This window comes from Arthrobacter sp. 05N425 (assembly GCF_056397125.1).
On the sequence record NZ_JBFTMU010000018.1, the window covers coordinates 23,156 to 39,333 of the forward strand.

Genomic DNA, 16,178 nt, shown 5'->3' on the forward strand with positions numbered 1-16,178 from the left:
GCAACAAAAAAGCGCGGGCCGCCCACCTCCTGCAGRTGGACGGCCCGCGCTTTTTATGGCTAGCCCTGCATCCTCAGGCTGAGGATCATGGCCTTGAGCTTCTTGTACTCCGGGCTCCGCATAAAGTCCTTGGCCTCCGCCAGCGAGTTGAAGATGGGGTCATCGTTCCTCTGGCTTTGGAAGGTGCGGTCGGCAAAGGACAGGGTGCCCTTGGGCGCACCGGACACGAAGGAGAACATCTTGCAGCTGTCCTTCACTTGCCCGGTCACATTGTCGACCAGTCCAACCTGGTAGTCGAAGGCGCCGCCGTCCGCCCGCATATCCAGGACGCGGTAGGAAAACCGCACTCCACTGGCCTGGGCCCACGGCGTGTCCAGGGCCGGTGCTGTGTCGAGTTCCGTCATCTTGTAGGGACCCGGACCGCAGGCGCCGCCGACTGCACCAGTGGCGCCGTGGTAAAGCTCGGCCACCTGCATCCTGGCTTCGTTGAAGACGATGATTTTGGTCCCCGGGAACTCGGCGGGCCGGTCCGTGGATTCCTCTACCGTCCAACGGTCAGGCAAGGTGAACGAGACCCCGGCCGAAGCGCTGACGTAACGCCCGTTGGTGACTCCGCTGACCGTCCCGTCCGTTGCGGGCGCTGTGGTTGCCGACGGCGTCGCGGATTCCGACGCCGTGGCGGTGGGCGACGGTTCCGTCGTGACGGTAGCGGATTCGGTCGGCGTGGATACTGCCGCCGTCGAGGCCGCAGCGGGGGCCGGGTCGGCGGGCCGCATATTGCCGGCGACGGCGACGCCCCCGGCAACGGCCGCCAGCGCGACGATAACGACGGCAGCCGCCAGCGGCCAGCGGCGGCGTGTACCGTTTACGGCCGGCTGTTCGTCGTCGTAGGACTCCCCGCCCGTAAGGTCGTGCTTGCTTGAATCCATGCCTTGCCCCCAATGTGGTCCGTGTGCCGCTTGCCGGCGAGCGAAGGAAGTGCCTGGATCGCCGCTGAGCAATGTTCGAAGCCTAGGCTACCGGCCCAGCCGCGGCATTCCCCGCACCGAGTTTCGAGTCGCGGAAATATTCGTCGCGGGCGCCGGGCCTCAGCCCTGCGCGGTCCTCTGCGTGGAGGGGTAGCGGATCGACGCCACCGTTTCGTTGTCCTCGTTGAGGACCACGACGACGTCGATGGTTTCGCCGGCCAGCGCCGGTGGTAGCCAGTGCCCGGCATCCTGCCACATGCGGTGCAACGGAAGCTCCCCGACGCCGAACCATTCGGGCGTTATTTCCGCGCTTTCGGCGGGTTCGCCGTTCCAGCGCCGGGTGGTGAAGAGCCGGCAGGCCATGTTCCATGCCGGCCGGGCGGGAAAGATGAACTCGACGTTGCCGGCGTGGACCAGGTCCTCCTGGAGCACCACGACACCGACCTCTTCCCAGACCTCGCGGACCACGGCCTCGGCGTCGCTCTCCCCCGGTTCGACGTGGCCGCCGACGCCGACGATCTTGCCGACGCCGAACCCGGTCCTTTTCAGGCCCAGCAGCACCTCCGCGCCGCCCGCCGTGTCGCGGAGCAGGAAGCAGAGGGTCACAGGTGTGAGGTTCATGTATTCCAGCCTAATAGCCGCCGGCACCGAAGTTACCCGGCCGCCGGGCCCTCGCCGACCAGCTTCGGCCGCAGTTTGACCGGAATTCCCTTGGCCGCGAATTCCTTGTCCATGGCCTGCTGCGCGGTGAGTCCCTGGTTGTTCGTCGCCTGGAACTCCCAGTTGAAGACGTAGGCCCACTCCTGCCGAACGTCACAGAGGAAACGGCCGTTTTGCAGCTTGGCAATCTTGTACCACGCGTTGCCGCCGTCGAGCTTGAGCGCCCGGACGCCATCATCGGAAATGGAGTAGGCGAGCCAACCGTCAGCACAGCCCAGCACGGTGTAATAAGCCTGCTCGGCGGCGGGGATCGCCTTGATGGCACGCGTCTGGTCATTGCGCTGCTGGTCGATATTGGACAGCGTGCACGCGACGCCGCCGGTGCTCAAAGCTGCGGCGCTCGTTGGAGCGGGAGCGGCTGTGGACGTGGGCGCCGTCGAGGTGGCCGAACTTGGTGAGGGGCCGGCAGGACTCGATGCGGGGCTTGCGGAGGCGGTCACCGTTGGGACCCCGGTCTGGGCAGGGCCGGGCGCCGATTGCGGCATCAGGTTCCCGCCGATCACCACTGCGGCAACGACAGCAGCAGCGGCCAGCACGGTTGCCGCCGCGGCCCGGACGGTTTTGCGTCGTGCCGGTGTCCGCCCTGCGGGTGTGCGCCCGGCCAGTTGGACAATGTTGGGATCCGTAGAAAAGACGGCAGAGCGGGCAGCATCGCTCCCCGGCGCCACGCCCGGTGCACCGACACGCGGCTTGGCGTCCTTCATGAGCTGTTCGATGCGGTCCATGGCTAGTCCTTCCGTTCGGTCATGAGATGGGTGGGCGCGGCCTTCGCGAAGGCCCGGCGTGCCCGGTGCAGTCGGACTGCAGCGGCGGACGGAGAACATCCCAGCGCCTGGGACAGTTCAGCGGTGCTCAGTTCGTCCCAGTAGCTGAGCATGAGGACCTCGCGATCCCGCTCCCTCAACCGCGCTAGAACGTCCGCTACGGCGGCGCGTTGTTCAGTGTCCGGCCCTGGAACCTGGCTGCGGGCCTCATCTTCCAGCCGATCGACCAGTTCCTGGCGGCGACGGCGGCCCTTGTATTCGTTGCCGATCACGTTCCGGGCGGTCGCCAGCAGCCAGCCAATACCGGGTGGTTCCGGCAGCTGCTTTTCCCAGGCAATCCTGAAGACATCCGCAGCCAGTTCCTCGGCGCGGTGCCGGTCGCTGATCCGGCAGGCAATGTAGCGGTAGACCCGCACTGAATGTTGCGTGTGCAGGTCAATGAACGCTTGCTCTTTGGCAGCCAACATGGTGCTTCCCCCGGACATCGGATGACTTCTTCCTGAAGACTAAGTGTCCTGCGACGGGTTTTTTCTTACATCGGCCACTAAAAACATTCAGGAGCGGAAATTCTGGCAGGATGTCGTGATGCCCTTCACTTTGCGCGAACCCGCGCTGCCCGAGGCACTTGAGATCGCTGATCTGCACGTGGCCACGTGGCGGGAGACCTACTCACGCTTACTTCCTGAGGACTTCTTCACCGAGGAGCATGTCCGGAGCCGACACCAGATGTGGAACAGGGTCCTGGGGAACCCCCGCGTGGAATGGACTATCAGAATCGCGGAGAGCAGAGGACAGATCATCGGCTTCGCGTTCGCTGGTCCCAGCCTCGACGCGAAGGGCCAGGAACTCCCCCGCGACCGGCAGCTGTACAGCCTTTACGTGTTGGCGGAGCACCACGGCACCGGGGTGGGACAGGCCTTGATGGATGCGACCGTGGGCGATGGTGGGGCCATGCTGTGGGTCGCGAAGGACAATCCCCGTGCGGTGGCGTTCTATCGCCGCAACGGCTTCGATTTCGACGGTACGGAACAGAGGGACCCCGGGGCTCCAAAGATCGTCGACGCACGCATGGTGAGGTAGGGACCGTTAGTTGATTAGTCGATCAGGCCGGTTGGAGAAGGCGCCCTACCAGCGTGGTTCCCATCGCCGAGGACCAGTCCGGGTCGGTTGCTTCAACGGCAGGGATTTCGTGCCCGACCCTAAATTCATGCCAGTCCGGAAATTCATACCAGTCCGGGAGGGGATCCTCCGGCAGTTCCAGTCCAAGATGTTCGCCTGCACGATCCTCTGGAAACGGCGCGGGTACACTCCCGTATCCCGTATGCCCGGGCAGTCCTTGGTGGGACTGGATGTCCGACTCCGCAATGAGCGTCGGCAAGTGGGGTGGTTCCCAATCCTGGTGTTCGCTGGCGTAGTGCCGGCCGGTTGGTGAGGTCCAGCCAGGCGGGTGGTCTTGGCTGGCTTGGGTGGGTGCCCAGGCGGTGGTGTGTTTGAGGCGGTGGTGTTTGCGGCAGGGCTGGCCGAGGTTGTCGATCCCGGTGGTGCCGCCGTCGGCCCAGGCCAGGAGGTGGTCCGCGTCGTTGTCCAGGGACAGGTTGTTGCAGCCCGGGAACGGGCATTTGCCGTCACGCAGGCGCAGCCACTGCCGCAGGGCCTTCGGGACGCGGTAGCTGGTGCGGCCGATTTCCAGCGGGGCGCCGTCGCGCGGGTCGGTAAGGACCCGGTAGAACGAATCGGCGCCGTCCGCGACCAGGCGGCGGGCCATCGACGGCGGGATCGGTCCGTGCCCGTCCAGCATGGCAGGTTCGTCGGTCGCTCCAAGCAGGGAGAGGGCCGGGACCGTGATCAGGACCTGTGCCCGCGGCGCCGGGACATCCCCGGCCACAGCCTCGCCCCCGCCGCCGCCCGCTTCGCCGCCCCCGTTGCTCAGCAGCCAGGTGGCGGCAACGTCCGCGCGGAGCTGGCTCAGGGTCCGGACCTCCGAAGGGTTTTGCAGGGCCCGGGCCGCGCTGGTGATCCGCTCCCAGATACCGGCCGCCGTGTCGGCCGGAAGATACGCCGAAAGCCAGGCCATCCCGTCCCGGTCCGGGCAGTATTCGACCCGCCGGTCCCCCGAACTCTTGGTGTGGCGCGACTCTACGCTGACCGGGTGGTGGCGTTCGCGCCAGCTACGGGCCCTGGCCCGAAACCGGCCCGGCGCCAACTCCCCGGCCGGGCATCCACGCGCCGGATCTGGTGCCTCCGGGTCCAGGAAGTGGGTCTCCAGCGCCGCCGCCCCGGCGGGATCCAGGCCCTCGGCTTCGTCGACCATGATCCGGGCGTGCTGCCACGAGATCGTTCCGGCCTGCAAGGCTGCCAGGGTTAGAGGCAACGACGTCGTGAGTGCCCGGCTTTCGTGCAGGAGGGCTCCGGCGCTGCGTTCGCTCACGGAAAGCACACACGCGACCTCGGCTACCACGGCCATCTCCTGCGCTGTCGAATCCCGCGGCGTCGCCGCGGGCTGTGCCAGGGCTTCTGCGGCCTGCAGGTAAGCCGCTGCGAGCCTGACCTTCAGTGCCTCTGTCCGGGCCACCTCGGCCAGACCGTCCAGGCAACCATCGACCAAGGCCCGCAGCGGATCGGTATGCTCTTCGCCGTCGCTTATGACGGCAGCCAGCGCAACGACAGAGTCGGCAACGGCTGCCAGGGCCTCACCAGTCTGCGCGTTGAAAGCCACTCCGCTTTTCATACCCCCAGCCTACGAACGAGCACCGACATTATTGATGGCGGTGCGTCGCATCCTGCCGGCCGGTAAGCTGCCCGCCGCACGCCCGGCAGGCCAAGCAGGCCAAGCAGGCCAAGCAGGCCAAGCAGGCCAAGCAGATCAGGTCTACCCCAGCGCTCTCGGATGCGCGGCGGCGTAGATCTCGCGCAGCGTGTCAGCGGTGACCAGGGTGTAGACCTGTGTGGTGGTTACGGACGCGTGGCCCAACAGCTCTTGCACAACGCGGACATCCGCCCCGCCCTCGAGCAGGTGCGTGGCGAAGGAGTGCCGCAGGGTGTGGGGCGAAACGTCCTTGGTGATGTTGGCCTTCTCGGCCGCGGCTTTGAGGATGGTCCAGGCGCTTTGGCGGCTGATCCGGCCGCCCCGGGCGTTCAGGAAGAGGGCCGGGGTGCCTTTGCCCTTGGCGGCCAGCAGCGGCCGGCCGCGGACCAGGTAGGCGTCCAGGGCGCGTGCTCCGTAGGATCCCAGCGGCACCAAGCGCTCCTTGGAGCCCTTGCCGAACAGCCGGACAATCGCCGGGCCGGGCTCGTCGTCCCCTTGGAGCGAGATGTCGTCGACGTCGAGGCCTACGGCCTCGCTGATGCGCGCCCCGGTGGAATACAGGAACTCGAGCAGGGCGCGGTCGCGCAGTCCGGTCGCAGTGTCGGTCCCGGCCGCTTCCAGGATGCGGGTCACCTCATCGACCGTGATGGCCTTGGGCAGCCGCTTTCCGGGCATCGGCGGGTGCACATCGCTGGCCGGGTCGGCGGGCGTGACACCTTCCAGCGCCCAGAACTTGTGCAGCCCGCGAACCGCCACAACCGTGCGGGCGGCCGAGCGCACACCGAGGGCGGAACCGCCGTCGGACCCGTCGGAGAGCGCCTGCACGAAGCCGGTCACGTCGCGTCGGGTGATCTCCTCCGGGCGCTGGCGGCCGGCCCTGGCGAGGTGCCGGGCGTAGCGCGCCAGGTCGCGTCGGTAAGCGGAGAGGGTGTTCGCGGCCAGTCCGCGCTCAACCCCCATGTGCTGCAGGTAGTCGGTGATGGCGCGGTCGACGGCGGTCAGCGGGCGGGCGGGCGCCGGCTTCGCCGCGGGCTCGACAGCGGCAGGAGGTTCAGCGGCGGGAGGTTCGGCCGCCAGCAGTCCGGTCATCAGCGCTGGCTGGGGTGGGCCGGCCACGGCGCGTCGGCCGGGCGGAGTCCCTGGAACCCGTCGGACCGGGCCGCGGCGGCGGCGAGGATTCCGACGACGGCGGAGGGGTTGTGCAGCCGTCCGTCCAGCACCGCCGAGACAGCCGCGTCGAGCGGGATCCAGTGCAGCTCGATTTCCGCTTCCTCGTCGGTGCGGACGTGCAGTTCGTGGCCGGGGACGTCGCTCAGGTCCCGGGCCAGGTAGATGCGGATGGCTTCGCTGGAGGAACCGGGTGAGTTGAAGAAGTCCGCCAGCACGTTCCACGTCCCGGCCACCAAGTCCGATTCCTCGGCGAGCTCCCGGGCTGCCCCGGCCACGAAGTCCTCGCCCTCGACGTCGAKCAGCCCGGCGGGGATTTCCCAAAGGGCCATGCCCACCGGGTGCCGGTACTGCTTGATCAGCAGGATCTCGCCGTCGTCGTTCATCGGCAACACGGCCACCGCACCGGGGTGGTCGATGTAATCACGGACCAGTGGCTCGCCGTCGTCGCTCAGCTGGAAACTGTCGCTGACAACGTCCCAGATCCGGCCTTCGTAGACCTTCTCGGAAGACAAAAGACGGCGCGGGCTCGGCTCATCCGAAACCTGCCGTGCAGCATTGGGGGTCTCAGACTGACCGGGCATCGCGCCGTCCTTTGATTCAGTTGGGAGTTACTTTGACTCTGCCGGAGTCGACTTGGCGGCCGCAGCCTTGCCAGTGGCAGCGGCAGGCTGGCCCGCGCCGTGCTGGCGGTCCAGGGCAGCCTTGACCAGCCCGGCGAACAGCGGGTGCGGGCGGGTGGGCCGTGAGCTCAGCTCCGGGTGCGCCTGCGTGGCCACGTAGTACGGGTGGACTTCACGGGGAAGCTCGACGTACTCGACCAGCTTGCCGTCCGGCGAAGTTCCGGAGAAGACGAGGCCCTGGGCAGCGATCTGCTCGCGGTACTTGTTGTTGACCTCGTAGCGGTGCCGGTGGCGTTCGCTGACCGTAGTGGTGCCGTAGGTCTCGGCGATGACCGAACCCTCGTCCAGCTTCGCCTCATACAGGCCCAGGCGCATGGTGCCGCCCAGGTCGCCCTTGCCGTCGACGATGTCGAGCTGCTCTTCCATCGTGGCGATGACCGGGTACTTAGAGTCCGGTTCGAACTCGGACGAGGAGGCGCCCTCCAGGCCGACCACGTTGCGGGCGTACTCGATCACCATGCACTGCAGGCCCAGGCACAGGCCCAGCACCGGGAGCTTGGTTTCGCGGGCGTACTTCAGGGCGCCGAGCTTGCCCTCAAGGCCGCGGATGCCGAAGCCGCCAGGGACGCAAATCGCGTCCACGCCGGCCAGGGACTTGACGGCACCGTCGTGGGTTTCGCATTCGTCCGAGGGGACCCAGCGGATCTTGACCTTGGTGTCGTTTGCGAAGCCGCCGGCACGCAGTGCTTCGGTCACGGACAGGTAGGCGTCCGGCAGGTCGATGTACTTGCCCACGAGGGCAATCTCAACCTCATGCTTGGGGTTGTGGACGGCTTCGAGGAGCTTGTCCCAGCTGGTCCAGTCGACGTCCTTGAACGGCAGGTCCAGGGCGCGGACGATGTAGGAGTCCAGGCCCTGGGAGTGCAGGGTCTTGGGGATGTCGTAGATGCTCGGTGCGTCCGGGCAGCCGATCACGGCGTCGATGTCGACGTCGCACATCCGGCCGATCTTGTCGCGCATGGCCTGCGGGACCTCGCGGTCGGAGCGGATCACGATCGCCTCGGGCTGGATACCGATGGAGCGCAGCGCAGCGACGGAGTGCTGCGTCGGCTTGGTCTTCAGTTCCTGCGAGGGCCCGATGTAGGGCACGAGGGAGACGTGCAGGAAGAACACGTTGTTCCGGCCGACGTCCTGGCGGACCTGGCGTGCGGACTCGAGGAACGGCTGGGATTCGATGTCGCCAACGGTGCCGCCGATTTCGGTGATGATGACGTCCGGAGCGTTCTTGCCCTCGGCGGGGAGCCGCATGCGGCGCTTGATCTCATCGGTGATGTGCGGGATGACCTGGACGGTGTCGCCGAGGTACTCGCCGCGGCGCTCCTTGGCAATGACCGTGGAGTACACCTGGCCGGTCGTGACGTTGGCCGAGCCCTCAAGGTTTTCATCGAGGAAGCGCTCGTAGTGGCCGATGTCGAGGTCCGTCTCGGCGCCGTCGTCGGTCACGAAGACCTCGCCGTGCTGGAAGGGATTCATCGTGCCCGGATCCACGTTCAGATAGGGATCGAGCTTTTGCATTGTTACAGACAGGCCGCGTGCCCGCAGGAGGTGACCGAGGCTCGAAGCCGTCAGTCCCTTACCGAGCGAGGACGCCACACCACCGGTTACGAAGATGTGTTTGGTCGTCTTGGACGAGCCCGGGAACCGGGAATTTACACGGGAATTTGATCGCTGCACCACGGAATTTGAGCCTATCATCAATTCGGCCGTCCTAGGGTCGATAAATCACCGCTGTGATGGTCATCCCAGTCCCGGCGCGCCGGAAGATCGATCAGGCCTGCGGCAGCAGCTTCGCGTCGTCCAGCAGTTCCTGCGCGTGTGCCCGGGCCGATTCGGAGTCTTCCTGCCCGGCGAGCATGCGGGCCAGCTCGCGGACCCGTTCCGCCTCGTCCAGCAGCTGGACATCGCTGGAGGTGAAGCCGGTCGCCGTCGCGCCGTCGGCCCCGCGCACCGAGGTCTTGGTGACCCGGATGTGCTGGTCGGCGAAGGCCGCCACCTGCGGCAGGTGGGTGACCACGAGGACCTGGACATGCCGGGCGAGCATGGCCAGCCGGCGGCCGATCTCGACGGCGGCGCGGCCGCCGACGCCGGCGTCGACCTCGTCGAAGACGAACGTCGGTACCGGGTCGACGGCGGCCAGCACCACTTCGATGGCGAGCATCACGCGGGAGAGCTCACCGCCGGACGCACCCTTGCCCAGCGGCCGGGCCGGCGCGCCGGAGTGGGGCTGCAGCAGGAAGGAAATCTCGTCGGTGCCGAACGGGCCCAGCTGCTCACCGGGGTCCACATTGATGACCAGGGTGGCGTCGGCCATGGCCAGCGCGGTCAGCTCGGCGCTGACCCGGGCTGAGAGGTCCTTGGCGGCCTTCTTCCGGGTCTTGCTGATGGCCGCGGCCTGCTTGCGGAGGTCGGCCTCGGAGCGGGCGACCTCGGCGTCCAGCGCCTCGATCCGGGTGGAGTCGTCCTGGAGCTCTTCGAAACGGGCCCGGGCCTGCTCCGCCCAGAGCAACACCTCGTCGATGCTGGGGGCGTACTTACGCACCAGCTTGGCCAGCGCGGCGCGCCGGTCCTCGATCTCGGCCAGGCGTTCCGGCCCCTCAGTGTCGAGGGAGGCCTGGTAGCTGGCCAGGTCGCCGGCGATGTCGTTGAGCAGGAAGCCCACCTCCGCCAGCCGGGCGGCGGCAGAGCCCAGTTCGCCGTCGTGTTCCGCGACGTGCTCCAGGGTGCGCTTTGCGGCGTCCACCAGCGTGGTGGCATCGGCGTCCTCGCCGAAGTCCTCGGAGATGAGGGCCTGATGGGCGGTGCTGGCTGCGATTCGGAGCTCTTCGACGTTGGCGAGCTTGACGGCCTCCGCTTTCAGCGATTCGTCCTCGCCGGGCTGTGGGTCGACGGCGTCGATCTCGGCAAGGGCTGCCTCGAGGGATTCCGCCTCGCGCAGCCGTTCGCGGGCGGCACTGCGGAGTTCGTCCAGCTCGGCCTGGCTGGCCTTCCAGTGCCCGTGCAGCTCCTGGTAGGCGGCCAGGGAACCGGCCAGGCCCTCCCCCGCAAACTTATCCAGGGCTTCGCGCTGCGCCACCGGGCTCTTGAGCCTGATCTGGTCCGACTGACCGTGGACCACCACCAGCGTCCCGCCGATCTCGGCGAGGACTCCGACCGGCGCGGCGCGGCCGCCGAGGTAGGCGCGGCTACGCCCGTCGGCACCMACGCTCCGGGCGAGCAGCAGTTCGGCGCCGCCGTCGAACTCCTCGACCTCGGCTCCGGCCTCGCGTGCCCGGCTGATCGCAGCGTGCCCGGCGTCGAGCTTCAGCACGGCTTCCGCGGAGGCGCTTTTCGCCCCGCTGCGGACGGCGCCGGCGTCGGACCTTGCGCCGAGCAGGAGGCCGACGGCGGTGACCACCATCGTCTTACCGGCGCCGGTCTCGCCGGTCACCACGCTCAGGCCGGGGCCCAGCGGCAGCGTCGCGTCGGTGATGACGCCGAGGTCGCGGATTCTCAGTTCTTCAAGCATGGGTCACTTCACAGTCGAGGGATCAGTTGGTGCTTCCGGATCCGCGCCGGGGCCCGCATGACGGGGCGTGGGCAGCGCGCGGCTGGGCCGCGGGGTGCGCACCACCGGCAGGGGCCCGGTGTGGATGGTGTCGGTCTGCGGCACCGGACCGCGCCAGCCCTGGATGGGGAGCTCGAACTTGCGGACCAGGCGTCCGGAGAACGGGGTCTGGTGGGTGCGGGCCAGCCTTACCGGCGTGGCCGAGCGGGTCACTTCCACGCGGGCTCCCGGCGGCAGGTCCACGGAGCGCCGGCCGTCGCACCACAGCACGCCCTGGGCGTCGGTGCGGTTCAGGATTTCGACGGCCAGCCGGGACCTGGGCGAGACCACGAGCGGCTTGGCGAAGAGGGCGTGGGCACTGATCGGCACGATCAGCAGCGCCTCGACCTCGGGCCACACCACGGGGCCGCCGGCGGAGAACGCGTAAGCGGTGGAGCCGGTGGGGGTGGCAAGGACGACGCCGTCGCAGCCGAAGGAGGTGAGCGGGCGTTCGTCTACCTCGGTGACCACCTCGAGCATCCGTTCACGGTTGCCTTTTTCGATGGCGGCCTCGTTCAGCGCCCAGGTGTGCCAGATCTTCTGCCCTCGGACCCACACCTGCACATCGATGGTCATCCGCTCCTCCACCGTGTACTGGCGGCTGGCGATCCACTCCACGGTCTGGGCCAGGTCCGCCCGCTCGCTCTCAGCGAGGAAGCCGACGTGGCCGAGGTTGACGCCGAGCAGCGGCACGTCCACCTCGCGGACCAGCTCCGCGGCGCGCAGGATAGTGCCGTCACCGCCGAGCACCATGACGAGTTCGACGTCGGGCAGTTTGACGTGGTCGTGCAGGACCTCGACGGGCTGGTCCAGCCGGCCGAAGAACCTGACCATGTCGGCGAGCTCGGATTTCTGCATCACCGCGACGAGGCCGGAGGCATGCAGCTGGGCGCACGCTTCCCAAGCGGCCTTGAGGGATTCCTCGCGGCCGGTGTGGGCAAGGATGAGGACACGCCTGCTCATCGGGTTCCGCCTTCTAGTGCTTCTAGTGCTTCTCGTGCTGCTCTGGCCAGATCGTTCCGAGTAACGCAGCAACGGCTGCGTCCCGCTCCTCGATCTTAGGCAGGTCTGTCCGGATCCCGCGTTTTATCCACAGGAAGTACTCCACGTTTCCGTCCTGGCCGGGCAGCGGACTCTGCGCGAGGCCCGCCAGGTCCAGGCCTGCGTCCATCGCCGCGGACGCCACCTTGGCGACGGCCATGCGGCGTTCCCGCACGGAGGTGACCACGCCGGTGCGGCCCAGCCGGTCCTTGCCGATCTCGAATTGCGGCTTGACCATCAGGACCAGGTCCCCGCCGGGCTCGGTGCACGCCGCGAGGGGCGCCACCACGAGGGTCAGCGAGATGAACGACAGGTCCGCCACGGTCAGCGCCGCCGGGCCGCCGATCATTTCCGGGGTCATGTAGCGGACGTTGAGCCCTTCGTGGACCGAGACCCGCGCGTCGTTGCGGATTTGCGGTACCAGCTGGTCATGCCCGACGTCGACGGCGACGACATGCGCGGCGCCGCGCCGAAGCAGCACCTCGGTGAAGCCGCCGGTGGAGGCTCCGGCGTCGAGGCAGCGCTTGCCGGAAACCTCGACGTCGGGAAAGGCATCCAGGGCGCCGGCCAGTTTGTGGGCCGCGCGGCTGACGTAGTCGTCCTCGCTGGTGGCGGCGACATCAAGGGCCATGCCGTCCTGGACCTGGAAGGAGGCCTTGGCGAGCACTTCGCCTCCAGAGCTGACCTTGCCCTCGCCGATCAGGCGCGCGGCATGGGTGCGGGACCTTGCCAGCCCGCGGCTGACGAGGGCCTGATCAAGCCTGGTCATTGCGGGGAGTCCCCCGCACGCTGTCCGGTCACGTCCTCGTTGAGGGCTGCCGCCAGCTCGTCGTGCAGGCCGGCGTAGACCTCGCCGTGGTCCGCGACCGGCAGCTCCGGCAGCGCGTTCAGGCGCACCAGCAAGGCATCTACGGCCGGATCGTCTACAGCAGCGGCGTCGGCGGGCGCAGGCCAGTCGATCCGGGCGTCAGCGCTTTCCAAATCGGCATCGGTGGAAGAACTTTGCTCGGTCATGCTCTCCAGTCTAGTGATCCAGCCACTCGAGGCCGGGCGCCAGGGCGGTTGCAGTTTCGGGGTTCGCAGCCCACCAGGCGGCACAGGCTGCACGCCACGAGTCGAGGTCCGCGGGATCCCCGCTGACGCGCACCGTGGTCCCCTCGACGAGCGCCGAAGCCGCTCCGCAACGGTAGCGTCCCTCGGCGTCGCGCTCCACCGCCGGGTAGGGGCGGTAGAGGTCGGTGAGGTCATTGATCACGAAAGTGGGGCGTTCCATGGTGCGCGCGGTGAGGATGGATTCCCTCGTGTCCACACCGGTCAGCACGGCCACCGTCGCGAAGCCGGCGTTGTTGCCGCCGAGGATGTCCGTGTCCAGCCGGTCTCCGACCACCAGCGGGCGGTCGGCCGCCAGGCGCTTGGCGGCAGCGTGGAACAGCGGCGCTTCGGGCTTGCCCGCGACGAGCGGTTGCCGGCCGGTGGCGGCGGCGACGGCGGCAACCAGTGTGCCGTTGCCGGGCGCCATACCGCGGGCCTGCGGAATGGACATGTCCGTATTGGTGGCCACCCAAAGGGCGCCGGCCGCAACGACGTAAGATGCCTCCGCGAGGTCCTTCCAGCCCAGATCCGGGTGAAAGCCCTGCACGACGGCGACGGGATCCTCGGCCTCACTGCGGACCGGCACTAGCCCTGCGAGTTCGATTTCGCGGGCCAGCGCCTCGCCACCGGTGATCAGGACGCGGGCACCGGCAGGCAGCAGCGAGGCCAGCAGTTCGCCGGCCGCCTGTGGCGAACTCACCACCTGCTGCTCCTCCGCAGGGGCGCCGAGCTCGCGCAGGTGCTGTGCAACCTCCGCGGGCGAACGGGAGGCGTTGTTCGTTACGTAACCCAGCCCGACGCCGATTTCCGAGAGGCGGCGGAGCGACTCCACGGCGCCGGGAATGGCGTGCGGGCCCGCATAGACGACGCCGTCCAAATCGGCGAGGAGCGCGTCGAACCGGGAAATCAGCTCAGCTTCGGCCATTGCGGACTAGTCCTCGACGCGTTCCGAGTAGTGGGACTCCCCGGCGTCGGCGTCACTGGATTCCGACTCCACAGGTTCCAGTTCGTCGGCTTCCAGTTCGTCGGCTTCCACGGAATCCTCGTCGGATTCGGCGTCGTCGGATTCGAAGAAGTCGGGCTCTTCGTCGTCGGAGCCGGCTTCAAGATCGCGAACAGCAGACTGCGGCGCGTCGGTCTCCGGGAGGCCGGCCACCGCTCCGGCACCGGCGGCACGGGGTGCGGCCTCGCCGGCGGCCTGCTGCTCGGACTGCTGCTGCAGGATCCGGCGGCGCTCCTTTTCCTCGCGGGCTTCCTCTTCCTCGTCCCAACCGAGGTCGATGATGTCCGGTTCCTCGTCAACGCCCATGCCCAGGGCCTTCTCGGCGACGACGGCCTGGCGCTGCCACTTCCCCGCTTCGGCGTCGCGGCCGGCCGCCGTCAAGGCATCGGCGTAGGCGCGGAAGAGCCGCGGGCTGTAGGAGAACGCGCGGTTGATGTCCAGCTGCGCGATTTCGAGCTCGGAGACCGCAGCGTCGAGCTGGCCGAGGTCGGTACGGGCGCCGGCCGCGACGATCGCCAGTTCCACCTTGCCCGGAGCGTCGAGGTCCTTGGCCTCTTCGGAGCGGGCCATGTCCAGGGCACGATCCGGGCGGCCGAGGCCACGCTCGCAGTCGGCCATCACCGGCAGGTGCATGTTGGATCCGCTGATCCGGCGGTAGGTGCGGAATTCCCGCAGCGCCTCACCGTAGTGTCCTGCAGCATACGCAGTCAGGCCAACGGCTTCGCGGACCGCTGCGAGGCGGCCGCCGCGGCGGCTCGCCGCCAGGGCGTGCTGGAAGGCGAGCTCAGGCTCCTCATCAAGAAGGCGGCCGGCCATCACGAGGTGGCGTGCCACCCATTCGGCGCTGTTGTCTTCAAGGGTCTTGATCTGGTGCTGCGTGGCCCGGTCGAGTTCTTTGCCGGTGACGTCCTCGTCGATCTGCGGTGAACGCTCACGGTCCGGGCGGTTAGCGCTGCGCAGGTCCCGGGCGTTCGGCTCGCGCACGGGGCGGTCCTCGGCGCGGTCACGGCCGAACTGGCGCGGACCGGACTCGGCGCGGTCAAAGCTGCGAGCCGGACGGTCCTCGCGGTTGCCGAAAGGCTTGCGATTATCCCCGCCACTGAACGGCTTACGGTCCCGGTCGCCGCCGAAGCTGCGACGTTCCCCACCCTCACGCGAGGGACGGTCACCAAACGGCTTACGATCACGATCGCCGCCGGCACCGSTGAACGGCTTACGGTCCCGGTCGCCACCGAAGCTGCGACGCTCCCCGCCCTCACGCGACGGACGATCACCAAACGGCTTACGATCACGATCGCCACCACCACTGAACGGCTTCCGATCACGATCWGCGYCGAAGCTGCGACGCTCCCCACCCTCACGCGACGGACGATCACCAAACGGCTTACGATCACGATCGCCACCGGCACCGGTGAACGGCTTCCGATCACGATCGCCACCACCGCTGAACGGCTTACGATCACGATCTGCGCCGAAGCTGCGACGCTCCCCGCCCTCACGCGACGGACGATCGCCGAACGGCTTACGATCACGATCGCCACCACCACTGAACGGCTTCCGATCACGATCGCCACCACCACTGAACGGCTTCCGATTACGATCAGCATCGAAGCTGCGACGCTCCCCGCCCTCACGCGACGGACGGTCGCCAAAAGGCCTACGATCGCGGTCGCCACCGGCACCGCTGAACGGCTTCCGGTCGCCAGCCGGCTTCGATCCGGCCGAACGGTCGTCCCTGGCGCGGAAACCGCGGGGATCACCCCCGGAGTTGCTCGTACCACGGAATCCACCGCCGCCAGAGTTTCGTCCCCCGCCAAAGTTGCCGCGGTCGTTGCCGCCGCGGTTGCCGTCGTTGTGCTCAGCCATGTTGGATTCCTCCTGTTATGAGCTGACCACTGGCGCAATCGCAGCCGCTCTGTTTCCGTGTTTCGTTCGCTACGCAACCCGAAATCAAGCGCTTCGAAGTCCGTACATCTCAATCAATTCTAGGCGAGACGCCAGCACCCGGCTAACGGCAGCGGGGCTTTAGGCCGATGCGGTGTCAAGTCTCACAGCCCAGCCGGACGGCGCTCACCCGGGCCTCATCACAGCTTGGGCTGCGGGACGGTTCGTCGGGTACTTGCCGGTACCGCGGGAGAGTTATGCGAGAGCGATCCCGTCTACCACGCAGGTGGTGAGGAAGTGTCCGCTGATCCCTCTCAATGGCACTGTTTGGGGTGTTAAAAGGCTCAGGCCCCGACACTGTGTGTCGGGGCCTGGCTGTAATGGTTGTCCGGCGGTGACCTACTCTCCCACACCCTCCCGGGTGCAGTACCATCGGCGCTGTGGGTCTTAGCTTCCGGGTTCGGGAT

General features: G+C 67.9%; 15 protein-coding genes and 1 rRNA gene. 1 reads left to right on the forward strand and 15 read right to left on the reverse strand.

From position 1 onward, the window contains the following. Positions 1–59 precede the first annotated feature (59 nt). The 4 genes from AC1DGE_RS16000 to AC1DGE_RS16015 all read right to left on the reverse strand — a co-directional run bounded on the left by AC1DGE_RS16000 (position 60) and on the right by AC1DGE_RS16015 (position 2,919). The gene (locus AC1DGE_RS16000) at positions 60–929 is read right to left on the reverse strand and encodes a hypothetical protein (RefSeq protein WP_441418916.1); all 870 of its coding nucleotides are present in this window, start codon (positions 927–929) and stop codon (positions 60–62) included. A gap of 159 nt (positions 930–1,088) precedes the next feature. Then, entirely contained in the window at positions 1,089–1,589 is a 501-nt protein-coding gene (locus tag AC1DGE_RS16005) for an NUDIX domain-containing protein (protein ID WP_441418917.1), read from the reverse strand. Between the two features lie 32 nt (positions 1,590–1,621). Then, the gene (locus AC1DGE_RS16010; protein WP_476917786.1) at positions 1,622–2,413 is read right to left on the reverse strand and encodes a hypothetical protein; all 792 of its coding nucleotides are present in this window, start codon (positions 2,411–2,413) and stop codon (positions 1,622–1,624) included. A gap of 2 nt (positions 2,414–2,415) precedes the next feature. After that, positions 2,416–2,919 carry an RNA polymerase sigma factor gene (locus AC1DGE_RS16015; protein ID WP_441418919.1) on the reverse strand — a complete coding sequence of 168 codons (504 nt, stop codon included), beginning with the start codon at positions 2,917–2,919 and terminating at the stop codon, positions 2,416–2,418. Positions 2,920–3,037: 118 nt separating this feature from the next. Here AC1DGE_RS16015 and AC1DGE_RS16020 point away from each other — a divergent pair, with 118 nt between their 5' ends. After that, positions 3,038–3,532 (forward strand): N-acetyltransferase family protein, encoded by a 495-nt coding sequence (locus AC1DGE_RS16020; protein WP_476917787.1) that lies wholly within the window; start codon positions 3,038–3,040, stop codon positions 3,530–3,532. Positions 3,533–3,554: 22 nt separating this feature from the next. Here the strand turns inward: AC1DGE_RS16020 and AC1DGE_RS16025 are convergent, their stop codons facing one another. From AC1DGE_RS16025 to rrf, 11 genes are all read right to left on the reverse strand, one after another. Beyond that, a complete protein-coding gene (locus tag AC1DGE_RS16025) occupies positions 3,555–5,180 on the reverse strand; it encodes an HNH endonuclease signature motif containing protein (RefSeq protein WP_476917788.1) in 1,626 nt (541 codons plus the stop codon). Positions 5,181–5,321: 141 nt separating this feature from the next. Continuing rightward, positions 5,322–6,347 carry a site-specific tyrosine recombinase XerD gene (gene xerD, locus AC1DGE_RS16030; protein WP_441418922.1) on the reverse strand — a complete coding sequence of 342 codons (1,026 nt, stop codon included), beginning with the start codon at positions 6,345–6,347 and terminating at the stop codon, positions 5,322–5,324. Beyond that, a complete protein-coding gene (locus AC1DGE_RS16035) occupies positions 6,347–7,009 on the reverse strand; it encodes an NUDIX domain-containing protein (protein WP_476917789.1) in 663 nt (220 codons plus the stop codon). The genes xerD and AC1DGE_RS16035 overlap by 1 nt, the downstream gene beginning before the upstream one ends. Before the next feature lie 27 nt (positions 7,010–7,036). Beyond that, positions 7,037–8,803: a CTP synthase gene (locus tag AC1DGE_RS16040; protein ID WP_441418924.1), complete on the reverse strand. Its 1,767-nt coding sequence runs from the start codon at positions 8,801–8,803 to the stop codon at positions 7,037–7,039. Positions 8,804–8,876: 73 nt separating this feature from the next. Continuing rightward, entirely contained in the window at positions 8,877–10,613 is a 1,737-nt protein-coding gene (gene recN, locus AC1DGE_RS16045; RefSeq protein ID WP_441418925.1) for a DNA repair protein RecN, read from the reverse strand. A gap of 3 nt (positions 10,614–10,616) precedes the next feature. Further along, positions 10,617–11,654, reverse strand: a complete 1,038-nt coding sequence (locus AC1DGE_RS16050) for an NAD kinase (protein WP_441418926.1) — start codon at positions 11,652–11,654, stop codon at positions 10,617–10,619. Positions 11,655–11,676: 22 nt separating this feature from the next. Further along, positions 11,677–12,501 carry a TlyA family RNA methyltransferase gene (locus AC1DGE_RS16055; protein WP_441418927.1) on the reverse strand — a complete coding sequence of 275 codons (825 nt, stop codon included), beginning with the start codon at positions 12,499–12,501 and terminating at the stop codon, positions 11,677–11,679. Next, positions 12,498–12,746, reverse strand: coding sequence for a hypothetical protein (locus AC1DGE_RS16060; protein WP_441418928.1), 249 nt, complete (start codon positions 12,744–12,746; stop codon positions 12,498–12,500). Before AC1DGE_RS16060 ends, AC1DGE_RS16055 begins: the two co-directional genes overlap by 4 nt. Before the next feature lie 10 nt (positions 12,747–12,756). Beyond that, positions 12,757–13,749, reverse strand: coding sequence for an HAD-IIA family hydrolase (locus AC1DGE_RS16065; protein WP_441418929.1), 993 nt, complete (start codon positions 13,747–13,749; stop codon positions 12,757–12,759). A 6-nt stretch (positions 13,750–13,755) separates the two neighbouring features. Continuing rightward, positions 13,756–14,811, reverse strand: a complete 1,056-nt coding sequence (locus AC1DGE_RS16070) for a hypothetical protein (RefSeq protein WP_476917790.1) — start codon at positions 14,809–14,811, stop codon at positions 13,756–13,758. Positions 14,812–16,097: 1,286 nt separating this feature from the next. Beyond that, positions 16,098–16,178, reverse strand: a 5S ribosomal RNA gene (gene rrf / locus AC1DGE_RS16075); the annotation flags it as partial.

Excerpts from the sequence above, each read along its gene's own strand:
- AC1DGE_RS16060 (WP_441418928.1), bottom strand. The coding sequence starts at position 12,746 with ATGACCGAGCAAAGTTCTTCCACCGATGCCGATTTGGAAAGCGCTGAC.
- xerD (WP_441418922.1), bottom strand. The coding sequence starts at position 6,347 with ATGACCGGACTGCTGGCGGCCGAACCTCCCGCCGCTGAACCTCCTGCC.
- AC1DGE_RS16005 (WP_441418917.1), bottom strand. The coding sequence starts at position 1,589 with ATGAACCTCACACCTGTGACCCTCTGCTTCCTGCTCCGCGACACGGCG.
- AC1DGE_RS16065 (WP_441418929.1), bottom strand. The coding sequence starts at position 13,749 with ATGGCCGAAGCTGAGCTGATTTCCCGGTTCGACGCGCTCCTCGCCGAT.
- AC1DGE_RS16010 (WP_476917786.1), bottom strand. The coding sequence starts at position 2,413 with ATGGACCGCATCGAACAGCTCATGAAGGACGCCAAGCCGCGTGTCGGT.
- AC1DGE_RS16050 (WP_441418926.1), bottom strand. The coding sequence starts at position 11,654 with ATGAGCAGGCGTGTCCTCATCCTTGCCCACACCGGCCGCGAGGAATCC.
- AC1DGE_RS16040 (WP_441418924.1), bottom strand. The coding sequence starts at position 8,803 with ATGATAGGCTCAAATTCCGTGGTGCAGCGATCAAATTCCCGTGTAAAT.
- AC1DGE_RS16020 (WP_476917787.1), top strand. The coding sequence starts at position 3,038 with ATGCCCTTCACTTTGCGCGAACCCGCGCTGCCCGAGGCACTTGAGATC.
- AC1DGE_RS16055 (WP_441418927.1), bottom strand. The coding sequence starts at position 12,501 with ATGACCAGGCTTGATCAGGCCCTCGTCAGCCGCGGGCTGGCAAGGTCC.
- AC1DGE_RS16015 (WP_441418919.1), bottom strand. The coding sequence starts at position 2,919 with ATGTTGGCTGCCAAAGAGCAAGCGTTCATTGACCTGCACACGCAACAT.
- AC1DGE_RS16025 (WP_476917788.1), bottom strand. The coding sequence starts at position 5,180 with ATGAAAAGCGGAGTGGCTTTCAACGCGCAGACTGGTGAGGCCCTGGCA.
- AC1DGE_RS16000 (WP_441418916.1), bottom strand. The coding sequence starts at position 929 with ATGGATTCAAGCAAGCACGACCTTACGGGCGGGGAGTCCTACGACGAC.